This window comes from Saccharopolyspora tripterygii (genome assembly GCF_054778355.1).
This window is the reverse complement of record NZ_BAAGZP010000016.1, coordinates 166,785-184,902: the sequence shown is the minus strand read 5'-3', so window position 1 is coordinate 184,902 and position 18,118 is coordinate 166,785. Positions and strand designations below refer to the sequence as shown.

Below are 18,118 nucleotides of genomic sequence, written 5' to 3'. Positions count from 1 at the left end.
GCATAATATATTTTTGTTGTCGTTGATGTGGAAGGAGCCGCTGCGTGAGCGCTCCCCTGGAGGGGGTCACGGTCCTGTCGATCGAACAGGCGATCTCGGCCCCGCTGTGCACTCGCCACCTCGCAGACCTGGGGGCGCGGGTGGTCAAGATCGAGAACCCCGCCGGTGGTGACTCGACGCGGCATTACGACGACGTGGTGCGCGGTATGGCGGCGCACTTCGTCTGGCTCAACCACGGCAAGGAATCAGCGGCGCTGAACTTGACCGACTCCTCCGACATCGAGGTCTTCGCGCGATTGCTGGCGAAGGCCGATGTGCTGGTCAGCAACCTGGCTCCCGGCGCTCTGCGGCGGCTGGGCCTGGATCCGGCTGATCTGGTGGCGCGCCATCCGCGGCTGATCGTCGTGGACATCTCCGGCTACGGGACCGGTGGTTCGCTCGACCACAAGCGGGCCTACGACCTGCTCGTCCAGGCCGAAGGCGGTTCCTGCTCGATCACCGGCTTGCCCGGCGCTCCCGCCAAACCAGGCGTGCCCATCGCCGACATCGGGACGGCGCTCTACGCCAAATCCGCAGTTCTGGCCGCGCTGTACGAGCGTCAGCACAGTGGGCGCGGCACCGTGATTCCGATCGCGATGCTCGATGTCGTGGCCGAGATGATGGGCTTCGCGCTCAACGGTGTGCTGCACGGTGGGCCGGAGCCCGAGCCAGTGGGCATGGGGTCGCCGATGATCGCGCCTTATGGTGCTTATGCCACCAAGGACGGCCAAACGGCTGTGCTCGGTACGACCAGCGACCGCGAATGGCAACGGTTGGCGCGGGACCTCCTGCAACGCCCTGAGCTGGCGGACGACTCCCGTTATGCCCACAACGCGGATCGGGTGGCGCTGCGTGAGGAGCTCGACGAGATCCTCGAACAATGGTGCGCTCAGCGCGATCTGGCTGAGATCCAGCTGCTCGCCGATGAAGCAGGAATCGGAAACGCCCGGCTGAACAGCGTTCGCGATCTCGCGAACCACCCGCAACTGGCCGAGCGCGGTCGTTGGAGGCAAGTGGGCACGCCTGTTGGTCCGGTGCCGGTCCTCCTCCCGCCCGCGCTCGGCACGGAGTGGAAGGTCCCCGACGGCCGTGTTCCCGCGCTGGGCGCGGACACCGAGGCGATCCGCGCGGAGGTCGCCGAAGCAGGACGGGCTGATCGATGAAGACGTCTTGCACCCGCCTCGGTGGGCACGAAGTCGCGGCATAGCAAGAGGAAGAGCTGCCGAGCAGCCCAGTCTAGGAGAGTGAACCGTGTCCGCTTCGAATTCTTTGCGACGCGCCGCGATCGTCAGCCCCATGCGCACGCCCGTCGGCGCTTTTGGCGGAGCCCTTCGCGATGTGCCGGTGGAGGACCTGGCGGCCGCGGTCGTCCGGGAGGTGGTGGCGAGGTCTGGTGTGGATGCTGAGCGCATCGACGACGTCGTCTTCGCCCAGTCCTACGCCAATTCCGAGGTTCCCTGCGTAGGGCGCTGGGTGGCGTTGCACGCCGGGTTGCCGATCCAGGTTCCGGGAATGCAGCTGGACCGCCGGTGCGGTGGTGGGCTCCAAGCCCTGGTCACAGGCGCCATGATGGTTCAGACCGGTGCCGCCGACGTGGTCCTGGTGGGCGGCGTCGAATCGATGAGCCGGATCGAGTACTACTCGACAGCGACGAGGTGGGGCGCTCGCGCCGGCACTGTTTCGCTCTACGACCGGCTCGACCGGGGGCGTGAGCGATCGCAGCCGGAAGCCCGCTTCGGACGGATCTCGGGGATGATCGAGACGGCCGAGAACCTCGCCACCGATTGCGGCATCAGCCGGGCGCAGGCGGACGCCTACGCAGCGCGCAGCCAGCAACGGGCTGGCGCGGCGTGGCGGGATGGCCGGTTCGACGCCGAGGTGGTCCCCATCGAGGTCCCGCAGCGCAAGGGCGACCCGATCGTCGTCAGCACCGACGAAGGAGTCCGCCCCGACTCGACTCCGGACACGCTGGCCCGCTTGCGGACCATCGTGCCCGACGGGACCGTCACGGCGGGGAACGCCGCTCAGCAGAACGATGCCGCAGCAGCCTGCCTGATCGTCGCCGAGGACCGGTTGAGCGAACTCGGATTGGAGCCGCTCGGCTACCTCGGCGGCTGGGCCGCGGCTGGCTGCGACCCGGCCCGAATGGGCATCGGTCCCGTGCCCGCCGTCGGAAAGCTCGCCGCCCGGGCCGGCACCGACACACGTGGGTTCCTGGACGGTCTGGATCTCGTGGAGCTCAACGAGGCGTTCGCCGTGCAGGTGCTGGCAGTTCTGGAGGGCTGGGGGTGGCACGACCACGATCGGCTCAACGTCAACGGATCCGGAATCTCGCTCGGCCATCCCATTGGTGCCACCGGCATGCGGATGGTCACCACGCTGCTGCACGAGCTCACCCGGCGCGGTGGTGGTACTGGACTCGCCACGATGTGCGTCGGAGGTGGGCAGGGGCTGGCCGCGACCTTCGAAACGGCGTGAGCACCGCCGCAGGAACTCATTTGTCGGAGCACGAAAGATACGCTGGAGGCGTCAATGGCAGCCGCTCCTTTCTCGGCCCAGTACTGGAGCGAGGTCGAGACCTTTTCCCCTGCGCAGGCCCGCGCGATTCAGGACGAACGCCTGCGTGAACAGCTGGCGTACCTGGCGGCGAACAGCGCCTTCTACCAGGACAAATTCACCGAGCACAAGGTCGAGGCGGCCAAGATCAGGACGGTCGATGATCTGGCCGAGTTGCCGTTCACCGAGAAGCAGGAACTGCGCGACAGCCTGGCCTCCTCGCCGCCTCTCGGCACGCATGTGGCCGCTGACGCGGCCGACATCGTGCAGGTGCAGGCGTCGTCCGGTACCACGGGCAGCCCGTCGTACGTGGGGCTGACCAGCACCGATATCGAGACCTGGTGCGAGCTGGGCGCCCGCGCGCTGTACGCGAACGGGTTCCGCCCGGGAGATCGACTGCTGCACGCGTTCGGCATGAGCAAGGGCTTCGTCGGTGGGCTACCGGTGATCCAGATCATGCAGTACATGGGCATCGTCGACATCCCCATCGGCGCCGAAGCGGGCGCGGAGCGATTGCTGCGGGTGCAGGCCGATCAACGCCCGAACGCGATGATCGGAACGCCGCACTTCTTGGCCCATCTCGCTGAACAGGCGCCGAAGATCGTCGGCCTTTCCGCTCGTGATCTCGGTGTCCGGGCCATCAGCGTCGGTGGCGAGCCCGGAGGCGGTCTTCCCGCCGTGCGCGAGAACCTCGAGAACTTGTGGGGCGCGACGTCGCGGGAGATGCTCGGCGGAACCGACATCGCATGCACCTATTGGGGCGAGTGCGAGGCCAACGACGGAATGCACTTCCTGTCTCCCGACCTCATGGTCGCGGAACTGATCGACCCGGACACGGGTGATCGACTCGACCCCGTCGAGGGTGTGCAAGGTGAGCTTGTCTACACCGCGCTGCGCCGCCAGGCGTCACCCGTTCTTCGATTCCGGACCAGAGATCACGTCGTCGTCACTGGGACTGATTGCTCCTGTGGGAGGACGGGTTTCAAGGTGCGTTGCATCGGGCGCACCGACGACATGCTGATCGTCCGCGGTATCAACGTGTTCCCGTCGGCGATCAAACAACTGGTCGTCGAACTCGCCCCGGACACGACCGGCGAAATGCGGATTCGGCCGGACTTCGAAGGCCATTCAACTCAGCGCCCGCTTCCCGTCGTCGTCGAGCACGCGCGGGGCATGGATGAGCACCAGCGGGATGAGCTCCGTTCGAAGCTCGAACAGCGCATCCGCTCGGCGCTCAACGTGAAGACGAATGTTGAGATGGTCCCGGACGGGACGCTCAAGCGGCCCGACCACGTCAAGGTCGCGCTGATCGAACGAGATGTGTGACGGTGGCGGAGCGCGTGCGTGTCCGCGTCGTGCAGTGAACGAGCAAAATCCTGATGGGCAGTGCCCTACGTCGGCGGATATTGGGGAGGGCGTGGCGTGAGCGGGCCTTTGGAAGGTGTTCGGGTCGTGGTGCTCGCGGGTATGGGCCCGGTGCCCTTCGCCGGCATGCTCCTGGCCGACATGGGGGCGGAGGTCGTCCGAGTGGTTCGCCCGGCCAACCGGAGGCAGCGTGCGCTGGCCAACACCGAGGGGCTGCGCCCCGAACACGACCTGGCTGATAGGGGAGTGGATGCCGTCGCGGTCGACCTCAAAGACCCCGACGGCGTGGAAGCAGTCCTCACGCTCGTGGAGTCGGCGGACGTGTTCGTGGAGGGGTATCGCCCCGGCGTTGCGGAACGGTTGGGCCTCGGGCCCGACGTCGTGCTGGAGCGCAACCCGACTGCCGTCTACGCTCGGCTCACGGGCTACGGACAGAGCGGGCCGCTGTCGAGGCAGGCCGGTCACGACATCAACTACGTCGCGCAGTCCGGGGCGCTGCACGCCATGGCTCGGGCCGGTGAGGCGCCGCGTCCTCCGATCAACTTGTTGGGCGACTACGCCGGTGGTGGAACGGTCGCGGCCTTCGGCATCGTGTGCGCTGTGTTGGAGGCGCGCGGATCCGGACGAGGACAGGTCGTGGACGCCGCGATGGTCGACGGCGTCGCGCTCCTGACGGCCAAGCTCCAGGGCCTGCGAGCTGCCGGTCTGTTCAGCGACGAGCCCGGTACGAACTGGCTGGACTCGGGAGCGCCGTACTACGACACGTACCTCTGCGCGGACGGACGCTACATCGCGGTAGGCGCTCTGGAATCAGACTTCTACCAGGCGTTCATCTCGCGGCTGGGCGTCGACACCAGCAACTGGCCGGACCAGCAAGACCGGGATTCCTGGCCTCGGTTGAGGAAGCTGATCGCGGGAGCGGTGGCGTCCAAGACGCAGGCCGAGTGGGCCTCCATCTACGGCGGCACCGACGCATGCGTCACCCCGGTGTTGACGTTCGAGGAAGCAGCCGCAGATCCGCACAACGCGGAGCGGCAGGTCTTCCAGAGCATCGACGGCGTGCTGCACCCCTCGCCGGCGCCGCGCTTCAGCCGGACTCCAGCGAGGGAACCGGCCCCTCCCAGCGCGCAGGTCGTCGATGTGCAGGAGCTGATCGAATCCTGGACGGGCGAGCCCGCTGGATCAAGACGCTGACGTAGTCCTCGTCGGCTCATAGGGCAGCAAGAATACGATCTAATATATAATATATAGAACCTGGCGTCTTTGGCCGAGGCAGAAGACGGCACCGTGCGACGGGCGGAGACACCCGCCGTACTCCACGCAAGGAGGACCACCGTTGAAGCCGTATCGATCAATGCTCTTCGTCCCGGGACACAAACCGACCTGGGCTGAGAAGGCCGTGTCCGCCGGGGCGGACGCGGTGATCCTCGACCTCGAGGACTCCGTGCCGCCCACGCACAAGGAAGAGGCGCGCAAGACCGTTCAGGAGACGATCGAGCGCCTGGACGAGGCAGGTGTGGGCAGCGACGTTTGGGTGCGGCCGAACAGCTTCGACAGCGGACTGTTCGGTGCGGATGTCGAGAACGTCGTGGTTCCTGGACTTGCCGGCTTGTTCCTGCCCAAGGTGTTCACCTCGGAGGAGATCGTGCGGATCGATGCCGTCGTCTCCCACATCGAGGAGCGCGACGGGTTGGAACCGGGATCGATCGGCTTGATCGTCAGCTTCGAGACCGCGGTCTCGATGGCGCACTGCGAGGAGATCGCAGCGGCGAGCCCGCGGGTGTCGAGCCTGCTGGGCGCGACCGGTCCGAACGCCGACGTCGGGCGCGAGCTGGGCTTCGAGTTCACTCCGGAAGGCCTGGAGACTCTGTACCTGCGCAGCCGGATCATCCTCGCGGCCCGAGCCGCGGGCATTCACCACCCGGTCACGGGCGTCTGGCAGGACATCAAGGACCTCGACGGGTGCCGGCGCTTCATCGAGGATGGTCGTCGCCTGGGCTACCGGGGCATGGTCTGCATCCACCCGTCGCACGTCGCCATCGCCAACGAGGTCTTCACACCTTCACCCGAGACCGTCGACTTCTACCGCCGCATGATCGCGGCTTACCGGGATGCGGAGAAGCAGGGCAGCTCGGCGGTCGACTTCGAGGGGCAGCACATTGACATCGCGCACGTGAAGACGGCTGAGGGCATCATCGAGCTGGCAGAATCGCTCGGGTTGTAACCAAGGGCTCATCGAAAAGCGGAGATGGGGCGTGAGGCACACAGTGCTCACGCCCCATCTCCGCTTTTCGATGAGCAACGGTCGTTCAGGCTCAAGCAGGCCGTTCAACGACCGGACTCAGCAGGAGGGTGAGCCGGGTTCAGGACAGGAGGACCAAGGACTCGGCCACGCAAGCCGGTTTGGTCGCCCCGTCGAGCTCGATGACATACCGGGTCGTCAGGGTGGCGCCGGCGGGCCCCTCCTGAAGGTCGATGAACGTGGCCTTGGCACGCACCGTCGATCCCGAGGGGACCGGAGAAGGGAACCGGGCCTTGTTGAGCCCGTAGTTGATCCTGGCGGTACCGAAATCGAGGTGGAAGAGCTGCTGGCCGAAGTGGGGGAGCAGCGAGAGGGTCAAGTAGCCGTGGGCGATGGTCGTGCCGAACGGGCCGGCGGTGGCTCGTTCGGGATCGACGTGGATCCACTGGTGGTCACCGGTCGCGTCGGCGAAGGCTGTGATCCGTTCCTGGGTGACCACCAGTGGCGCTGTGGGGCCGAGCTCGTCACCGAGCGCGGCTTTGACCTCGTTCATCGAGGTGAAGGTGCGGGTCATGCTGTTGCCCTTTCAAGCTTGAGAAGGCCGTGGTGCCCGGAGCGGGAACCTCGCGATTCGGGTTCTGCTGCGTCCGGGCACCACGCGCTCACATGAAGCGGCCGCCGGTGACTTCCAGCACCGTGCCGGTCATGTAGGAGGAGAGGTCGGAGGCGAGGAAGAGCGCGACGGAGGCGACCTCGGCGACCTCGCCGGCTCGCTTCATCGGGATCTCGTCCATCTTCTGGTCCCAAGCCTTCTGGGGCATCGCCTCGGTCATCGCTGTGCGGATGAGCCCAGGCTGGATCGCGTTGACCCGGACGCCGTGGTGGGCCATCTCCTTGGCCGCGGCCTTGGTGAGGCCGACGATCCCCGCTTTGGCTGCGGAGTAGTTGGTCTGGCCGACCATTCCGACCTTGCCGGACAGCGAGGAGAGGTTGACGATGGTGCCGCGCTTGCGTTCGCGCATCAGGGCCGAGGCTTTGCGGGTGCCGTTCCAGGTGCCCTTCAGGTGGACGTTGACAACCTGGTCGAACTGCTCCTCGGTCATCGTGCGCATCGTGGCGTCGCGAGTGATGCCGGCGTTGTTGACCATGACGTCCGTCGGGCCGAAGCTCTCTTCAGCGGCCGCGAGAAGAGCGTCCACGTCTGGCTCGGCGGTGACGTCGCAGCGGATGCCCTTGGCGACGTCGGGTCCGCCCAGTTGCTGTGCGGCGAGTTCGGCGGCGTCGCCGTTGAGGTCGGCGAGCACGACGCGCGCGCCCTCGGCGGTGAAGCGCTGTGCGATGGCGAGTCCGATGCCCTGCGCGCCTCCGGTGATCACCGCGGTGCGGCCCTCGAGCAGTGGCTGTGCCATGTCAGTTCCTTTGCTGTGGTCGTCCGTCAGATCTTGTTCCGGTTGATCAGCTGTGCGGCGATCACGTTGCGCTGGATCTCGTTGGTCCCTTCACCGACGATCATCAGCGGTGCGTCGCGGAAGTAGCGTTCGACGTCGTACTCCTTGGAGTAGCCGTACCCGCCGTGGACTCGAATCGCGTCGAGCGCCACTTCCATGGCGGCCTCCGAGGCGTACAGCTTGGCCATTCCGGCCTCCATGTCGGAGCGCTCACCTGCATCGAGGCGTTCGGCCGCGTCGAGGGTGAGCAGCCTGGCGGCGCGCATCTTGGTGGCCATGTCGGCCAGCTGGTTGCCGACCGACTGGTGCTTCCAGATCGGCTTGCCGAACGACTCGCGTTCCTGGGAGTAGCGGACGGCGGCGTCGAGAGCGGCCTGCCCGACACCCAGGGCGCGGGAGGCGACCTGGATGCGCCCGACCTCCAGGCCGCGCATCATCTGGGACCAGCCTTGGTGGGCCGTGCCGCCGAGCACTGCGTCGCCTGGCACGTGCATCTCGTCGAAGACGAGCTCGCAGGCCTCGACGCCGCGGTAGCCGAGCTTGGACAACTTCTTGGAGATGACGAGCCCGTCGCCGGGTTCGACGAGCAGCACGCTCATGCCCTTGTGCGCGGGCTTGGCCGTGCTGTCGGTGATGCAGAGGAGGCCGATCAGACCGGAGTGCGCGGCGTTGGAAATCCACGTCTTCGAACCGGTGATCGACCAGCCGTCCCCGTCCGGTACGGCGTGCGTGCGCATCGCCTGCAGGTCACTTCCGCCACCGGGCTCGGTGAGGGCCATGGTCGCCCGGATCGTTCCGTCGGCCATCTTGGGCAGGTAGCGCTCGCGTTGCTCCGGCGTGCCGAAGGTCTTGATCAGGTACGTGATCACCGAGTGCCCGCCGATCGCACCGGCCAGGCTCATCCAACCTCGCGCGAGCTCTTCGGTGATCTGCGAGAAGCAAGCGGTGCTGACGTCGACTCCGCCGCTGTCAGCGGGTGCGAGCAGACCGAAGAACCCGAGCTGTTTCATCTCCTCGATGAACTCCGCGGGATAGATGTCGTCTTCTTCGAACTCACGGACCCGCGGGCGCACCCGCTCGTCGACGAATTCCCGAACCAGGGCAACCATCTGCTGCTCGTCGGAACTGAGTCTCATCGGTTTCCTACTTCCGCCTGTCGAGTGTTCAGCCTGCTGCGCGTCGCTGTGCGTTGCGCACGAGCCCGCCGCCGATGATGAGCCTCTGGATTTCGCTGGTGCCTTCGTAGAGCCGGAGCAGCCGCGCGTCGCGGTAGATGCGCTCGACCGGGACCTCGCGCATGTACCCGGTGCCACCGTGGACCTGGACCGCCAGGTCGGCGACCTTGGCGAGCATCTCGGTGCAGTAGAGCTTGGCGGCCGACGGTCCGATGCGGGTGTCGGCACCGCTGACGTAGTTGCGCGCGGTCTCGCGCACCAGGGAGCGGCCGGCCAGGACACCGGTCTGCTGGTCGGCGAGCATGGCCTGCACGAGCTGGAACTCGCCGATCGCGTTGCCACCTTGGGTGGCCGAGGCAGCGTAGGCGACGGATTCGTCCAGGGCGCGTTGGGCGCTGCCGACGGCAAGGGCGGCGATGTGCACGCGGCCGCGGGCGAGGGAGGTCATGGCAGCGCGGTATCCGGCGTCTTCGGAGCCGCCCACCAGCGCTGAGCCGGGCACCCGCACACCGGAGAAGTGCACGTCCGCGGTCCAAGCGCCTTCTTGACCCATCTTCTGGTCCTTGGTTCCCACTTCGACACCGGGAGTGTTCGCGGGCACGAGGAAGACCGCGATCCCTGTTCCGGAGTCGTCGGCCGGCCGCGTACGTGCGAAGACCACGAACAGGTCGGCGATCGGGGCATTGGTGATGAACCGCTTCTGCCCCTCGATCACCCAGTCGTCACCATCGCGGACCGCGCTGGTGCGCAATCCCGCGGGGTTCGATCCGGCGCCCGGTTCGGTCAGTGCGAAGGAGGCCACCACCTCGCCGGATGCGATTCGCTCGAGCCAGGTGGCCTTCTGCTCGTCGGTACCGAAATTGACCAGGACCTGGCCGGCGATCCCGTTGTTGGTCCCGAACATCGACCGCAGAGCCAATGAGGTGTAGCCGAACTCGAACGCGAGCTCGACGTCCTGCGTGAGGTCCAGGCCGAGCCCGCCCCACTCCTGCGGGATCGCGTACCCGAACAGCCCCATCTCCTCGGCCTGCTTGCGCAGGTCGGAGGGGATGGCGTCGGCTTCCATGATCTCCTGCTCGCGCGGTACGACCTTCGAGCGCACGAAGTCGCGCACCAGAGCCAGGATTGGTTCGAAGTCCTCAGAACTGACTGCTGCCATGCCTGCCACTATCGACGGGATCAACGATAATGTAAAATATTTTATCGTGAACGTGCCTTGAGTCACACTGCTGCGGCTTGCTGGGGCGGGCGCGCGCAAGAAGAGGCCGCCTGAGGTCGACATGAGGCTCCGCGTTGTCGTTGACTGGACTGCGGCGCTAGGGTAAACATAATATATTGTTTGCAAGGTTCAGTATCTGCACTGCTCGATCTGGACCCCGCCGCGCCTCCGGGAGTCGGCGGAGCCGCGTTGGAGCGGGTCCCGTCATCACCCGGACTTCCACACGAACGCAAAGGACATCCGCCATGCCCGGTCTTTACTTCGAGGAGTTCGAACCCGGTGCCGTCATCGAGCACGCGACGCGGCGCACCGTCACCGAGACTGACAACGTGCTGTTCAGCACGTTGACCTTGAACCTGGCGCCGCTGCACCTCGACGCCGAGTACAGCAAGAACAGCATCCACGGGCAGCGGTTGGTCAACAGTCTGTTCATCCTGGGCCTGGTCTCCGGTGTCACCGTGCCCGACACCACGCAGGGGACGACGCTGGGCAACCTCGGGTTCGGCGAGGTCAAGTTCCCCAACCCGGTCTTCCACGGCGACACGATCCGCGCGCGCACCGAGATCGTGAGCAAGCGCGAATCCAAGAGCCGCACCGATTCAGGCATCGTGCACTTCCGCCACTACGGGATCAATCAGCGCGACGAGATCGTCTGCGACGCCTTGCGCGCCGGACTGATGATCAAGCGGTCCGCGGCTGAATCCGCAGCGGCCTCCTGACGTCGCAGGCAGGCCGACCCCAGTCGCGCAGAGCATAAGGAGAAAGATGACTTCGCACGAAGAGAGCACCGTCGAGGTCGTGCGCAAGGCGACCCGTGAGCTGGCGCAGAAGTTCGACTACGAGTACTGGCTGGAGAAGGACCGCAAGCACGAATACCCCTGGGAGTTCGTGAAAGCCTTCGCCGATGGTGGCTGGCTCGGAGCGATGATCCCCGAGGAATACGGGGGCATCGGCCTCGGTCTGACCGAGTCAGCGGTCATGATGTCGGAGATCGCTGCCTCCGGTGCGGGGATGAGCGGCGGTTCCGCAGTCCACTTCTACGTGTTCCCGCCGGCTCCGATCCTCAAGCACGGCTCCGAGGAGATGAAGCGGGAGTGGCTGCCGAAACTCGCCAAGGGCGAGCTCCTCATGGCGTTCGGCGTCACCGAACCAACGGCTGGTGTGGACACTTCCCGGATCACGACCAGGGCCGAGAAGATCAACGGTGGCTGGTTGGTCAACGGGCAGAAGGTGTGGATCACCAATGCCCAGAACGCCCACAAGATCTTGCTGCTGGCACGCACGTCGCCGCGCCGCGAGGACAAGCCGCTGCACGGCATGACCCTGTTCTTCACCGACCTCAATCGTGAGCGGATCACCGTCCGGGAGATCGAGAAGCTGGGACGGGCGTCGATCGACTCCAACGAGCTGTTCATCGACAACCTCGAGGTCAGCGATGATGAAGTCGTCGGTGAGGTGGACAAGGGCTTCTACTACCTGATCGACGGCCTGAACCCCGAGCGCGCCGTGGTCGGGATGGAGGGCATCGGTCTGGGTCGTGCCGCGCTGGAGCTGGCCACGAAGTACGCGGGGGACCGGGTCGTGTTCGACCGCCCGATCGGGAAGAACCAGGCGGTCGCCCACCCGCTCGCCGACTCGTGGATCCGACTGGAAGCCGCCGAGCTGATGGCGATGAAGGCCGCCGAGTTGTTCGACGCGGACCAGCCCTGTGGCCCCGAGTCGGCCGCGGCCAAGTTCCTCGGCGCTGAGGCGGGTTTCGAAGCGTGTGACCGAGCCCTGTCGACGCACGGTGGGTACGCCTACGCGAAGGAGTACCACGTGGAGCGGCTGTGGCGGGAGGTCCGCCTGCTGCGCAATGCGCCGTTCTCCCAGGAGATGGTCCTCAACTACGTGTCCTCGAAGGTGCTGGGGCTTCCCCGGGCGTACTGACGGCGTGCTGCCGACGAGCTTCGGCCAGTTGCTGTCGCCGAGCTCGTCGGCTGCGTCATTTCCGGCTGATGTGGGCGGTGCTGCGGGCGAGGCCGGTGGAATCGGCGCAGTCGGAGTGGTTTCTCAGCCGTCGCAGCGCTGTCACGGCGCTCCTGATCAGGATCTTGCTAGAAGGGCATTTACTGGAAATGAACGTTGTTGTGTTGGTGAAGCAGGTGCCCGACACGTATTCCGAACGGAAGCTGTCTGCTGCGGATCACACGTTGGACCGTGAAGCAGCGGACGCCGTGTTGGATGAGATCAACGAGCGCGCCGTGGAGGAGGCGCTGTTGATCAAGGAGGCTCAGGGCGGCGAAGTGACCGTCGTGTGCATGGGCCCGGATCGCGCCACGGATGCCATCCGCAAGGCGCTGTCGATGGGCGCGGACAAGGCGGTGCACCTCGCCGACGAGGCGCTGCACGGCACCGACGCGCCCGCCACCGCCAAGGCGCTGGCGAAGGTCATCGGCACCGTTGAGGGTGTCGACCTGGTCATCGCCGGCAACGAGGCGACCGACGGTCGCTCCGGTGCGGTGCCGGCCATGGTCGCCGAGGTGCTCGGCTGGCCGCAGCTGACCTTCGCGCGCAAGGTCGAGACCGACGGTTCGTCGGTGAAGGTCGAGCGCGAGACCGACGCGGGCATCCTGACCGTCGAGTCGGGTCTGCCGGCTGTGGTGAGCGTGACGGAGAAGATCAACGAGCCGCGGTACCCGTCGTTCAAGGGCATCATGGCCGCGAAGAAGAAGCCGGTGAGCGCGCTGTCGCTGGCCGATGCGGGGATCGACGCCTCCGAGGTGGGTCTGGCCAATGCCGGCTCCCAGGTGGTCGAGTCCGCTCCGAAGCCGCCGAAGTCCGGTGGTGTGAAGGTCACCGACGAGGGCGAAGGCGGCGTTGGCGTTGCCGAGTTCCTGGCCGGCGAGAAGCTGCTCTGAGTCGTTCACGGTTTTCGAGGAGGCAAATTCATGGCTGAGGTTCTGGTCCTCGTCGATCACGTGGACGGCGAGGTCAAGAAGGTCACGTACGAGCTGCTGACCGCCGCGCGTCGCATCGGTGAGCCGTCGGCGGTCGTGGTCGGCGAGCCGGGTACGGCGGGCAAGCTGTCCGAGGCGCTGGGCTCCTACGGTGCGGCGAAGGTCTACGCGGCCGAGTCCGCCGAGGCCGCGGAGTTCTTGGTGACGCCGCAGGTCGACGTGCTGGCCGCGCTGGCGGGTTCGGCGAGCCCGGCGGCGGTGCTGGTGCCGGCGTCGGTGGACGGCAAGGAGGTCGCCGGTCGTTTGGCGATCCGCCTGGGTTCGGGTCTGCTGTCGGAGGTCGTGGACGTCGACGGTGAGGGCGTTGCTTCGCACTCGCTGTTCGGTGGCACCTACGACGCCAAGGCGAAGGTCACCCAGGGCACCCCGGTGATCACCGTGCTGCCCGGTTCCATCGAGGCCGAGCAGGCCTCGGGTGCCGCGGCGGTCGAGCAGGTCGAGGTTCCGGCCTCCTCCGGTGCCAAGATCACCGGTCGGCAGCCGGCCGAGGCCGGCGACCGCCCGGAGCTCACCGAGGCCAGCATCGTGGTCTCCGGTGGTCGTGGTGTCGGTTCGGCCGAGCAGTTCGAGGTCGTGGAGAAGCTGGCCGACACGCTGGGTGCCGCCGTGGGTGCCTCGCGTGCCGCGGTGGACTCGGGTTACTACCCGCACCAGTTCCAGGTCGGTCAGACCGGTAAGACCGTTTCGCCGCAGCTCTACATCGCGCTGGGCATCTCCGGTGCGATCCAGCACCGGGCGGGCATGCAGACGTCGAAGACGATCGTCGCGGTGAACAAGGACCCGGAGGCGCCGATCTTCGAGATCGCCGACTACGGCGTCGTGGGTGACCTGTTCAAGGTCGCGCCGCAGCTGGCCGACGAGGTCACCACACGCAAGAGCTGAAGGCCTCTCCCTGTTCTCGGCGTGCCTGCGTTTCGTGGGTGGGCACAGGCACGCCGGAATCTCGAACCACTCAGTGAAGGACCGTGAGCATGGGTGCTCTGCAGCTCGTCCTGGGGCTGATCTGCCTGGCCGTGACCGCCGTGGCGGTGGCGATGGCGTTCCGGACCGTCTGGCGGATGATCTCGTCGATCCGTTTAGGTCAGCCCGCTCCTGGAAGGTCGGGGCCGTTCGGGGCCAGGTTCGGCACCATGCTCAAGGAGATCCTCGGGCACACGCGGATGCTGAAATGGGGCCACGTGGGCGTGGCGCACTGGTTGGTGATGGTCGGGTTCGGTGGCTTGAGCCTCAGCGTTCTGGAGGCGTACTTCGAGGTGTTCTGGCCGGCGTTCGAGACGCCGGTGCTGAGCTGGTTCGGTCCGTGGAACCTGGTCGTGGAGCTGCTGGGTGTCGGCACGGTGCTCGGTGGCTTCTGGTTGATCGGTGTGCGGCAGCGGGAGCATCCGCGGCGGGCGGGTCGCGTGTCGCGGTTCCAGGGTTCGAACTTCTGGCAGGCGTACTTCGTCGAGGCCGTGGTGGTGCTGGAGGGTTTCGGGATCATCGGGCTGCGTGCCTTCAAACAGGCTGCTGGCTTGTTCGAGGCGCCGGTGTGGTCGGCTCCGCTGACCTACGCCTTGGGCAGCGTGCTGCCGGCGAGCACTGCGGCGATCTCGTTGTTCGCGACGTTCAAGATCCTCTCTGCGATGATCTGGGTCATCGTGATCGCCTCGAACCCCACGATGGGTGTGGCCTGGCACCGGTTCTCGGCGTTCTTCAACATCTACTTCAAGCGCGAGGACGACGGCGACGTCGCCCTGGGCGCGGTCAAGCCGATGATGTCGGGCGGCAAGCCGCTGGACTTCGAGGAAGCCGACCCCGACACCGACGTGTTCGGCGCGGGCAAGGTCGAGGACTTCTCCTGGAAGGGCTGGCTGGACTTCACGACCTGCACCGAGTGCGGTCGCTGCCAGTCCCAGTGCCCGGCCTGGAACACCGGCAAGCCGCTGTCGCCGAAGATGCTGATCACGCAGCTGCGCGACCACGCCTACGCCAAGGCCCCGTACCTGCTCGCCGGTGGCAGCAAGGACATGGCCGGCGACGAGGTCGGCATCACCGGTGACGGCGCCGAGGAGAAGCTGGCCAAGATCGACGCTCTCGCGCTGGCCGAGGCCGAGCGGCCGCTGGTCGGCGGCCCGGAGGAGATGGGCGTCATCGACCCCGAGGTCCTCTGGTCCTGCACCTCCTGCGGTGCCTGCGTGGAGCAGTGCCCGGTGGACATCGAGCACGTCGACCACATCGTCGACATGCGCCGCTACCAGGTCATGATCGAGTCGAACTTCCCGACCGAGCTGGGCGGGATGTTCAAGAACCTGGAGAACAAGGGCAACCCGTGGGGCCAGAACGCCAAGGACCGGCTGGCCTGGACCGAGGACCTGGACTTCGAGGTCCCGGTCTTCGACGGTGAGCTCGCCGAGGACGACGAGTACCTGTTCTGGGTCGGCTGCGCCGGTGCCTTCGAGGACCGCGCGAAGAAGACCACCCAGGCCGTCGCCGAGCTGCTGCACATGGCGGGCGTGAAGTACAAGGTGCTGGGCCCGGAGGAGTCCTGCACCGGTGACCCGGCCCGCCGCGCGGGCAACGAGTTCATCTTCCAGATGATGGCCCAGCAGAACGTCGAGGTCCTGAACTCGGTGTTCGAGGACCGCGAGCCGGGCAAGCGCAAGATCGTCGCGACCTGCGCGCACTGCTTCAACAGCCTCGCCAACGAGTACTCCGAGCTCGGCGGCAACTACGAGGTCGTCCACCACACCCAGCTGCTGAACAAGCTGGTGCGGGAGAAGCGCCTGACCCCGGTCGCCCCGGTCGCCGAGGACGTGACCTACCACGACCCCTGCTACCTGGGACGGCACAACAAGGTCTACACGCCGCCGCGTGACCTGGTCGGCGCCGCGGGCGCGACCTTCCGAGAGATGCCGCGCCACGAGGAGCGCTCCATGTGCTGCGGCGCCGGTGGTGCCCGCATGTGGATGGAGGAGCGCATCGGCAAGCGGATCAACCTGGAGCGCGTCGACGAGGCCCTGGGCACCGCCCCCTCGAAGATCGCCACCGGTTGCCCGTTCTGCAAGGTGATGCTCTCCGACGGCGTCACGACCCGGAAGTCCGAGCAGGTCGCCAACGAGTCCGTCGAGGTCGTCGACGTCGCCCAACTCCTGCTCAACGCCGTCAAGCGCGGCGACAGCACGTGACCCGCTTGTTTCGGTAGGCGCGGTTCAGGACAACGGAAGGTTTGAAGTGGAGATTCCAGCAAGCACGCTCGAGGAACATGTGAAGTCCTGGACTCCAGGACCCGTGACCGACGAGGACTCGTTGCTGCCCGAGCAAACGGCGGCGGTGTCGGCGATGCTGGACCTGCCCGAACCCACGGCGTCGTCAGGGGATCCGCTTCCTCCGCTGTGGCACTGGTTCTACTTCCTCCAGTGGCCGGGCCAGACCGAGCTCGGAACGGACGGACACCCCGCGAACGGGCACTTCCTGCCGCCGATCCCGGACCGGCAGCGGATGTTCGCCGGAGGTCGCTGCCAGTTCGTCGAGCCCCTCAGGGTGGGGGAGCGAGCCGAGCGGACCAGCAGTCTGGTGAACGCGCACGTCAAGCAGGGGCGGTCCGGGGAGCTGCTGTTCGTGACGCAGCGCAACGAGATTCGCCAGCAAGGCCGTACTCGGGTGATCGAGGAGCAGGACATCGTCTATCGCTCCGGCCGGAGTTCCGCCCGCCACCCTGAGGTCGTGGACCCCACGAGCGCCCCGTGGCCGGATGCCGAGTGGCGACTCCCGGTCCAGCCTGATCCGCGACTGCTGTTCAGGTTCAGCGCTCTGACGGCCAATGCCCATCGCATTCACTACGACCAGCCGTACGCGCGCCAGGAGGAGGGATATCCCGGCTTGGTCGTGCATGGCCCGCTGCTGGCGGTGCTCATGCTCGAGCTCGTGCGCCGTGAGGAACCTCGTCGTGTGAGTTCGCTGGCGTTTCGGTTCCGCAGCCCCGTCTTCGCCCTGGAGCAGGTGGTCGCCTACGGGACGCGGTCGGAGGCGGCCGCAACTCTGGGGACCGCGACCCACCGCGAGGACCGGCACGCCACTGCGGAGGTGACGTTCGCATGAGCCTGTCCCGCAAGCAGATCGCACTTGCTCGCAGCTTCCTGTTCGTGCCAGGTGACCGACCCGACCGGTTCGCCAAGGCGAGCGCCTCGGGCGCCGGTGTGGTCATCCTGGATCTCGAAGATGCGGTGGCAGGTGAGAACAAGGGCCAGGCCCGCGCTCACGTCAAGGAGTGGCTGGCGGCCGGCAACGACGCCGCGGTCCGGATCAATCCGCCTGGAACTCCGTGGTTCGAGGCGGATCTCGCGGCTGTGATTCGTCTCGGTTGCCCGGTCGTGGTGCCCAAGGCCGAATCCGTGCCAGCACTTTCCGACATCAGCCGCCGGGTGGCCAGAAAGTGCGTGTTGATTCCGCTCGTCGAGACCGCGCTGGGCATTGAGCGTGCGACCGAGGTGTGCGCTACCGCTGGAACGGTTCGCGTGGCTTTGGGCAACGCGGACCTCGCCAGCGAACTCGGCATCGCGCACGACGACCACACGGCGCTTCTCCACGCGCGTTCCAGGCTCGTGTTTGCCTCCGCAGCCGCGAACCTCGCCCCACCCATCGATGGCGTGACGACGTCGATCACCGACACCGCGGTGCTGCAGGACGATGTCGCACACGCCCGCCGCCTCGGTTTCGGCGGGAAGCTGTGCATCCACCCCGCCCAGGTGGCATCGGTCGAGTCCGGTTTCGCGCCGACAGAGGCTGAACAGGATTGGGCACAACGGGTCGTTGAGGCGGGGGACTCCGTCACCCAGATCAACGGTCAGATGATCGACAAACCTCTCCTCGAACGGGCCCGCCGCATTCTTGCCACCAAAGACGGCCAATGAGCGGCGCACGTGACGCTCCGCAGACTTCTTCCTGCTCGTACGGCAAAGGCGGTTCGAGGCTGGTGCACCGCCTTGCAGCCGCAAGGGGCCCAGCTCGTCGCATAAACGCCTGAGTCTGCCGCTGGTGGGCCGATCTCTTACCAAGGTCGCACGAATTCATGACCCTTGGCAGACGTCACCGAGGCA

General features: G+C 66.6%; 16 protein-coding genes. 12 read left to right on the top strand and 4 right to left on the bottom strand.

What is annotated here, in order from left to right; genetic code table 11:
• The first annotated feature begins 44 nt into the window (after window positions 1-44).
• The 5 genes from ACYVF3_RS13550 to ACYVF3_RS13530 all read left to right on the top strand — a co-directional run bounded on the left by ACYVF3_RS13550 (window position 45) and on the right by ACYVF3_RS13530 (window position 6,184).
• Window positions 45-1,202, top strand: coding sequence for a CaiB/BaiF CoA transferase family protein (locus tag ACYVF3_RS13550; RefSeq protein WP_461154588.1), 1,158 nt, complete (start codon window positions 45-47; stop codon window positions 1,200-1,202).
• A gap of 88 nt (window positions 1,203-1,290) precedes the next feature.
• Window positions 1,291-2,517 (top strand): acetyl-CoA C-acetyltransferase, encoded by a 1,227-nt coding sequence (locus tag ACYVF3_RS13545; RefSeq protein WP_461154587.1) that lies wholly within the window; start codon window positions 1,291-1,293, stop codon window positions 2,515-2,517.
• 54 nt (window positions 2,518-2,571) lie between these two features.
• On the top strand, window positions 2,572-3,921 hold the full coding sequence (locus ACYVF3_RS13540; protein WP_461154586.1) for a phenylacetate--CoA ligase family protein: 1,350 nt from the start codon (window positions 2,572-2,574) through the stop codon (window positions 3,919-3,921).
• 96 nt (window positions 3,922-4,017) lie between these two features.
• The gene (locus ACYVF3_RS13535) at window positions 4,018-5,154 is read left to right on the top strand and encodes a CaiB/BaiF CoA transferase family protein (RefSeq protein WP_461154585.1); all 1,137 of its coding nucleotides are present in this window, start codon (window positions 4,018-4,020) and stop codon (window positions 5,152-5,154) included.
• A gap of 142 nt (window positions 5,155-5,296) precedes the next feature.
• A complete protein-coding gene (locus tag ACYVF3_RS13530; protein ID WP_461154584.1) occupies window positions 5,297-6,184 on the top strand; it encodes an HpcH/HpaI aldolase/citrate lyase family protein in 888 nt (295 codons plus the stop codon).
• Window positions 6,185-6,323: 139 nt separating this feature from the next.
• Here the strand turns inward: ACYVF3_RS13530 and ACYVF3_RS13525 are convergent, their stop codons facing one another.
• From ACYVF3_RS13525 to ACYVF3_RS13510, 4 genes are all read right to left on the bottom strand, one after another.
• The gene (locus ACYVF3_RS13525) at window positions 6,324-6,755 is read right to left on the bottom strand and encodes a MaoC family dehydratase (protein ID WP_461154583.1); all 432 of its coding nucleotides are present in this window, start codon (window positions 6,753-6,755) and stop codon (window positions 6,324-6,326) included.
• Window positions 6,756-6,864: 109 nt separating this feature from the next.
• Window positions 6,865-7,611, bottom strand: a complete 747-nt coding sequence (gene fabG / locus ACYVF3_RS13520; protein ID WP_461154582.1) for a 3-oxoacyl-ACP reductase FabG — start codon at window positions 7,609-7,611, stop codon at window positions 6,865-6,867.
• 26 nt (window positions 7,612-7,637) lie between these two features.
• Window positions 7,638-8,786, bottom strand: a complete 1,149-nt coding sequence (locus ACYVF3_RS13515) for an acyl-CoA dehydrogenase family protein (RefSeq protein WP_281456930.1) — start codon at window positions 8,784-8,786, stop codon at window positions 7,638-7,640.
• Between the two features lie 28 nt (window positions 8,787-8,814).
• The gene (locus tag ACYVF3_RS13510; RefSeq protein ID WP_461154581.1) at window positions 8,815-9,984 is read right to left on the bottom strand and encodes an acyl-CoA dehydrogenase family protein; all 1,170 of its coding nucleotides are present in this window, start codon (window positions 9,982-9,984) and stop codon (window positions 8,815-8,817) included.
• Window positions 9,985-10,289: 305 nt separating this feature from the next.
• Here ACYVF3_RS13510 and ACYVF3_RS13505 point away from each other — a divergent pair, with 305 nt between their 5' ends.
• The 7 genes from ACYVF3_RS13505 (at window position 10,290) to ACYVF3_RS13475 (ending at window position 17,932) form a co-directional block, all read left to right on the top strand.
• Window positions 10,290-10,763, top strand: a complete 474-nt coding sequence (locus ACYVF3_RS13505) for a MaoC family dehydratase (protein ID WP_461154580.1) — start codon at window positions 10,290-10,292, stop codon at window positions 10,761-10,763.
• 46 nt (window positions 10,764-10,809) lie between these two features.
• Window positions 10,810-11,973, top strand: a complete 1,164-nt coding sequence (locus ACYVF3_RS13500) for an acyl-CoA dehydrogenase family protein (RefSeq protein WP_461154579.1) — start codon at window positions 10,810-10,812, stop codon at window positions 11,971-11,973.
• A gap of 188 nt (window positions 11,974-12,161) precedes the next feature.
• Window positions 12,162-12,944 (top strand): electron transfer flavoprotein subunit beta/FixA family protein, encoded by a 783-nt coding sequence (locus tag ACYVF3_RS13495; RefSeq protein WP_461154645.1) that lies wholly within the window; start codon window positions 12,162-12,164, stop codon window positions 12,942-12,944.
• Window positions 12,945-12,974: 30 nt separating this feature from the next.
• Window positions 12,975-13,925, top strand: coding sequence for an electron transfer flavoprotein subunit alpha/FixB family protein (locus ACYVF3_RS13490; protein WP_461154578.1), 951 nt, complete (start codon window positions 12,975-12,977; stop codon window positions 13,923-13,925).
• Window positions 13,926-14,014: 89 nt separating this feature from the next.
• Entirely contained in the window at window positions 14,015-16,207 is a 2,193-nt protein-coding gene (locus ACYVF3_RS13485; protein WP_461154577.1) for a (Fe-S)-binding protein, read from the top strand.
• A 103-nt stretch (window positions 16,208-16,310) separates the two neighbouring features.
• Window positions 16,311-17,120: an HTD2 family dehydratase gene (locus ACYVF3_RS13480; RefSeq protein WP_461154576.1), complete on the top strand. Its 810-nt coding sequence runs from the start codon at window positions 16,311-16,313 to the stop codon at window positions 17,118-17,120.
• A complete protein-coding gene (locus ACYVF3_RS13475) occupies window positions 17,117-17,932 on the top strand; it encodes an HpcH/HpaI aldolase/citrate lyase family protein (RefSeq protein WP_461154575.1) in 816 nt (271 codons plus the stop codon). The genes ACYVF3_RS13480 and ACYVF3_RS13475 overlap by 4 nt, the downstream gene beginning before the upstream one ends.
• Window positions 17,933-18,118 lie beyond the last annotated feature (186 nt).

Coding starts and splice junctions, on each gene's coding strand:
- ACYVF3_RS13475 (WP_461154575.1), top strand. CDS start 17,117: ATGAGCCTGTCCCGCAAGCAGATCGCACTTGCTCGCAGCTTCCTGTTC.
- ACYVF3_RS13485 (WP_461154577.1), top strand. CDS start 14,015: ATGGGTGCTCTGCAGCTCGTCCTGGGGCTGATCTGCCTGGCCGTGACC.
- ACYVF3_RS13490 (WP_461154578.1), top strand. CDS start 12,975: ATGGCTGAGGTTCTGGTCCTCGTCGATCACGTGGACGGCGAGGTCAAG.
- ACYVF3_RS13540 (WP_461154586.1), top strand. CDS start 2,572: ATGGCAGCCGCTCCTTTCTCGGCCCAGTACTGGAGCGAGGTCGAGACC.
- ACYVF3_RS13510 (WP_461154581.1), bottom strand. CDS start 9,984: ATGGCAGCAGTCAGTTCTGAGGACTTCGAACCAATCCTGGCTCTGGTG.
- ACYVF3_RS13505 (WP_461154580.1), top strand. CDS start 10,290: ATGCCCGGTCTTTACTTCGAGGAGTTCGAACCCGGTGCCGTCATCGAG.
- ACYVF3_RS13500 (WP_461154579.1), top strand. CDS start 10,810: ATGACTTCGCACGAAGAGAGCACCGTCGAGGTCGTGCGCAAGGCGACC.
- fabG (WP_461154582.1), bottom strand. CDS start 7,611: ATGGCACAGCCACTGCTCGAGGGCCGCACCGCGGTGATCACCGGAGGC.
- ACYVF3_RS13525 (WP_461154583.1), bottom strand. CDS start 6,755: ATGAACGAGGTCAAAGCCGCGCTCGGTGACGAGCTCGGCCCCACAGCG.
- ACYVF3_RS13515 (WP_281456930.1), bottom strand. CDS start 8,786: ATGAGACTCAGTTCCGACGAGCAGCAGATGGTTGCCCTGGTTCGGGAA.
- ACYVF3_RS13495 (WP_461154645.1), top strand. CDS start 12,162: ATGAACGTTGTTGTGTTGGTGAAGCAGGTGCCCGACACGTATTCCGAA.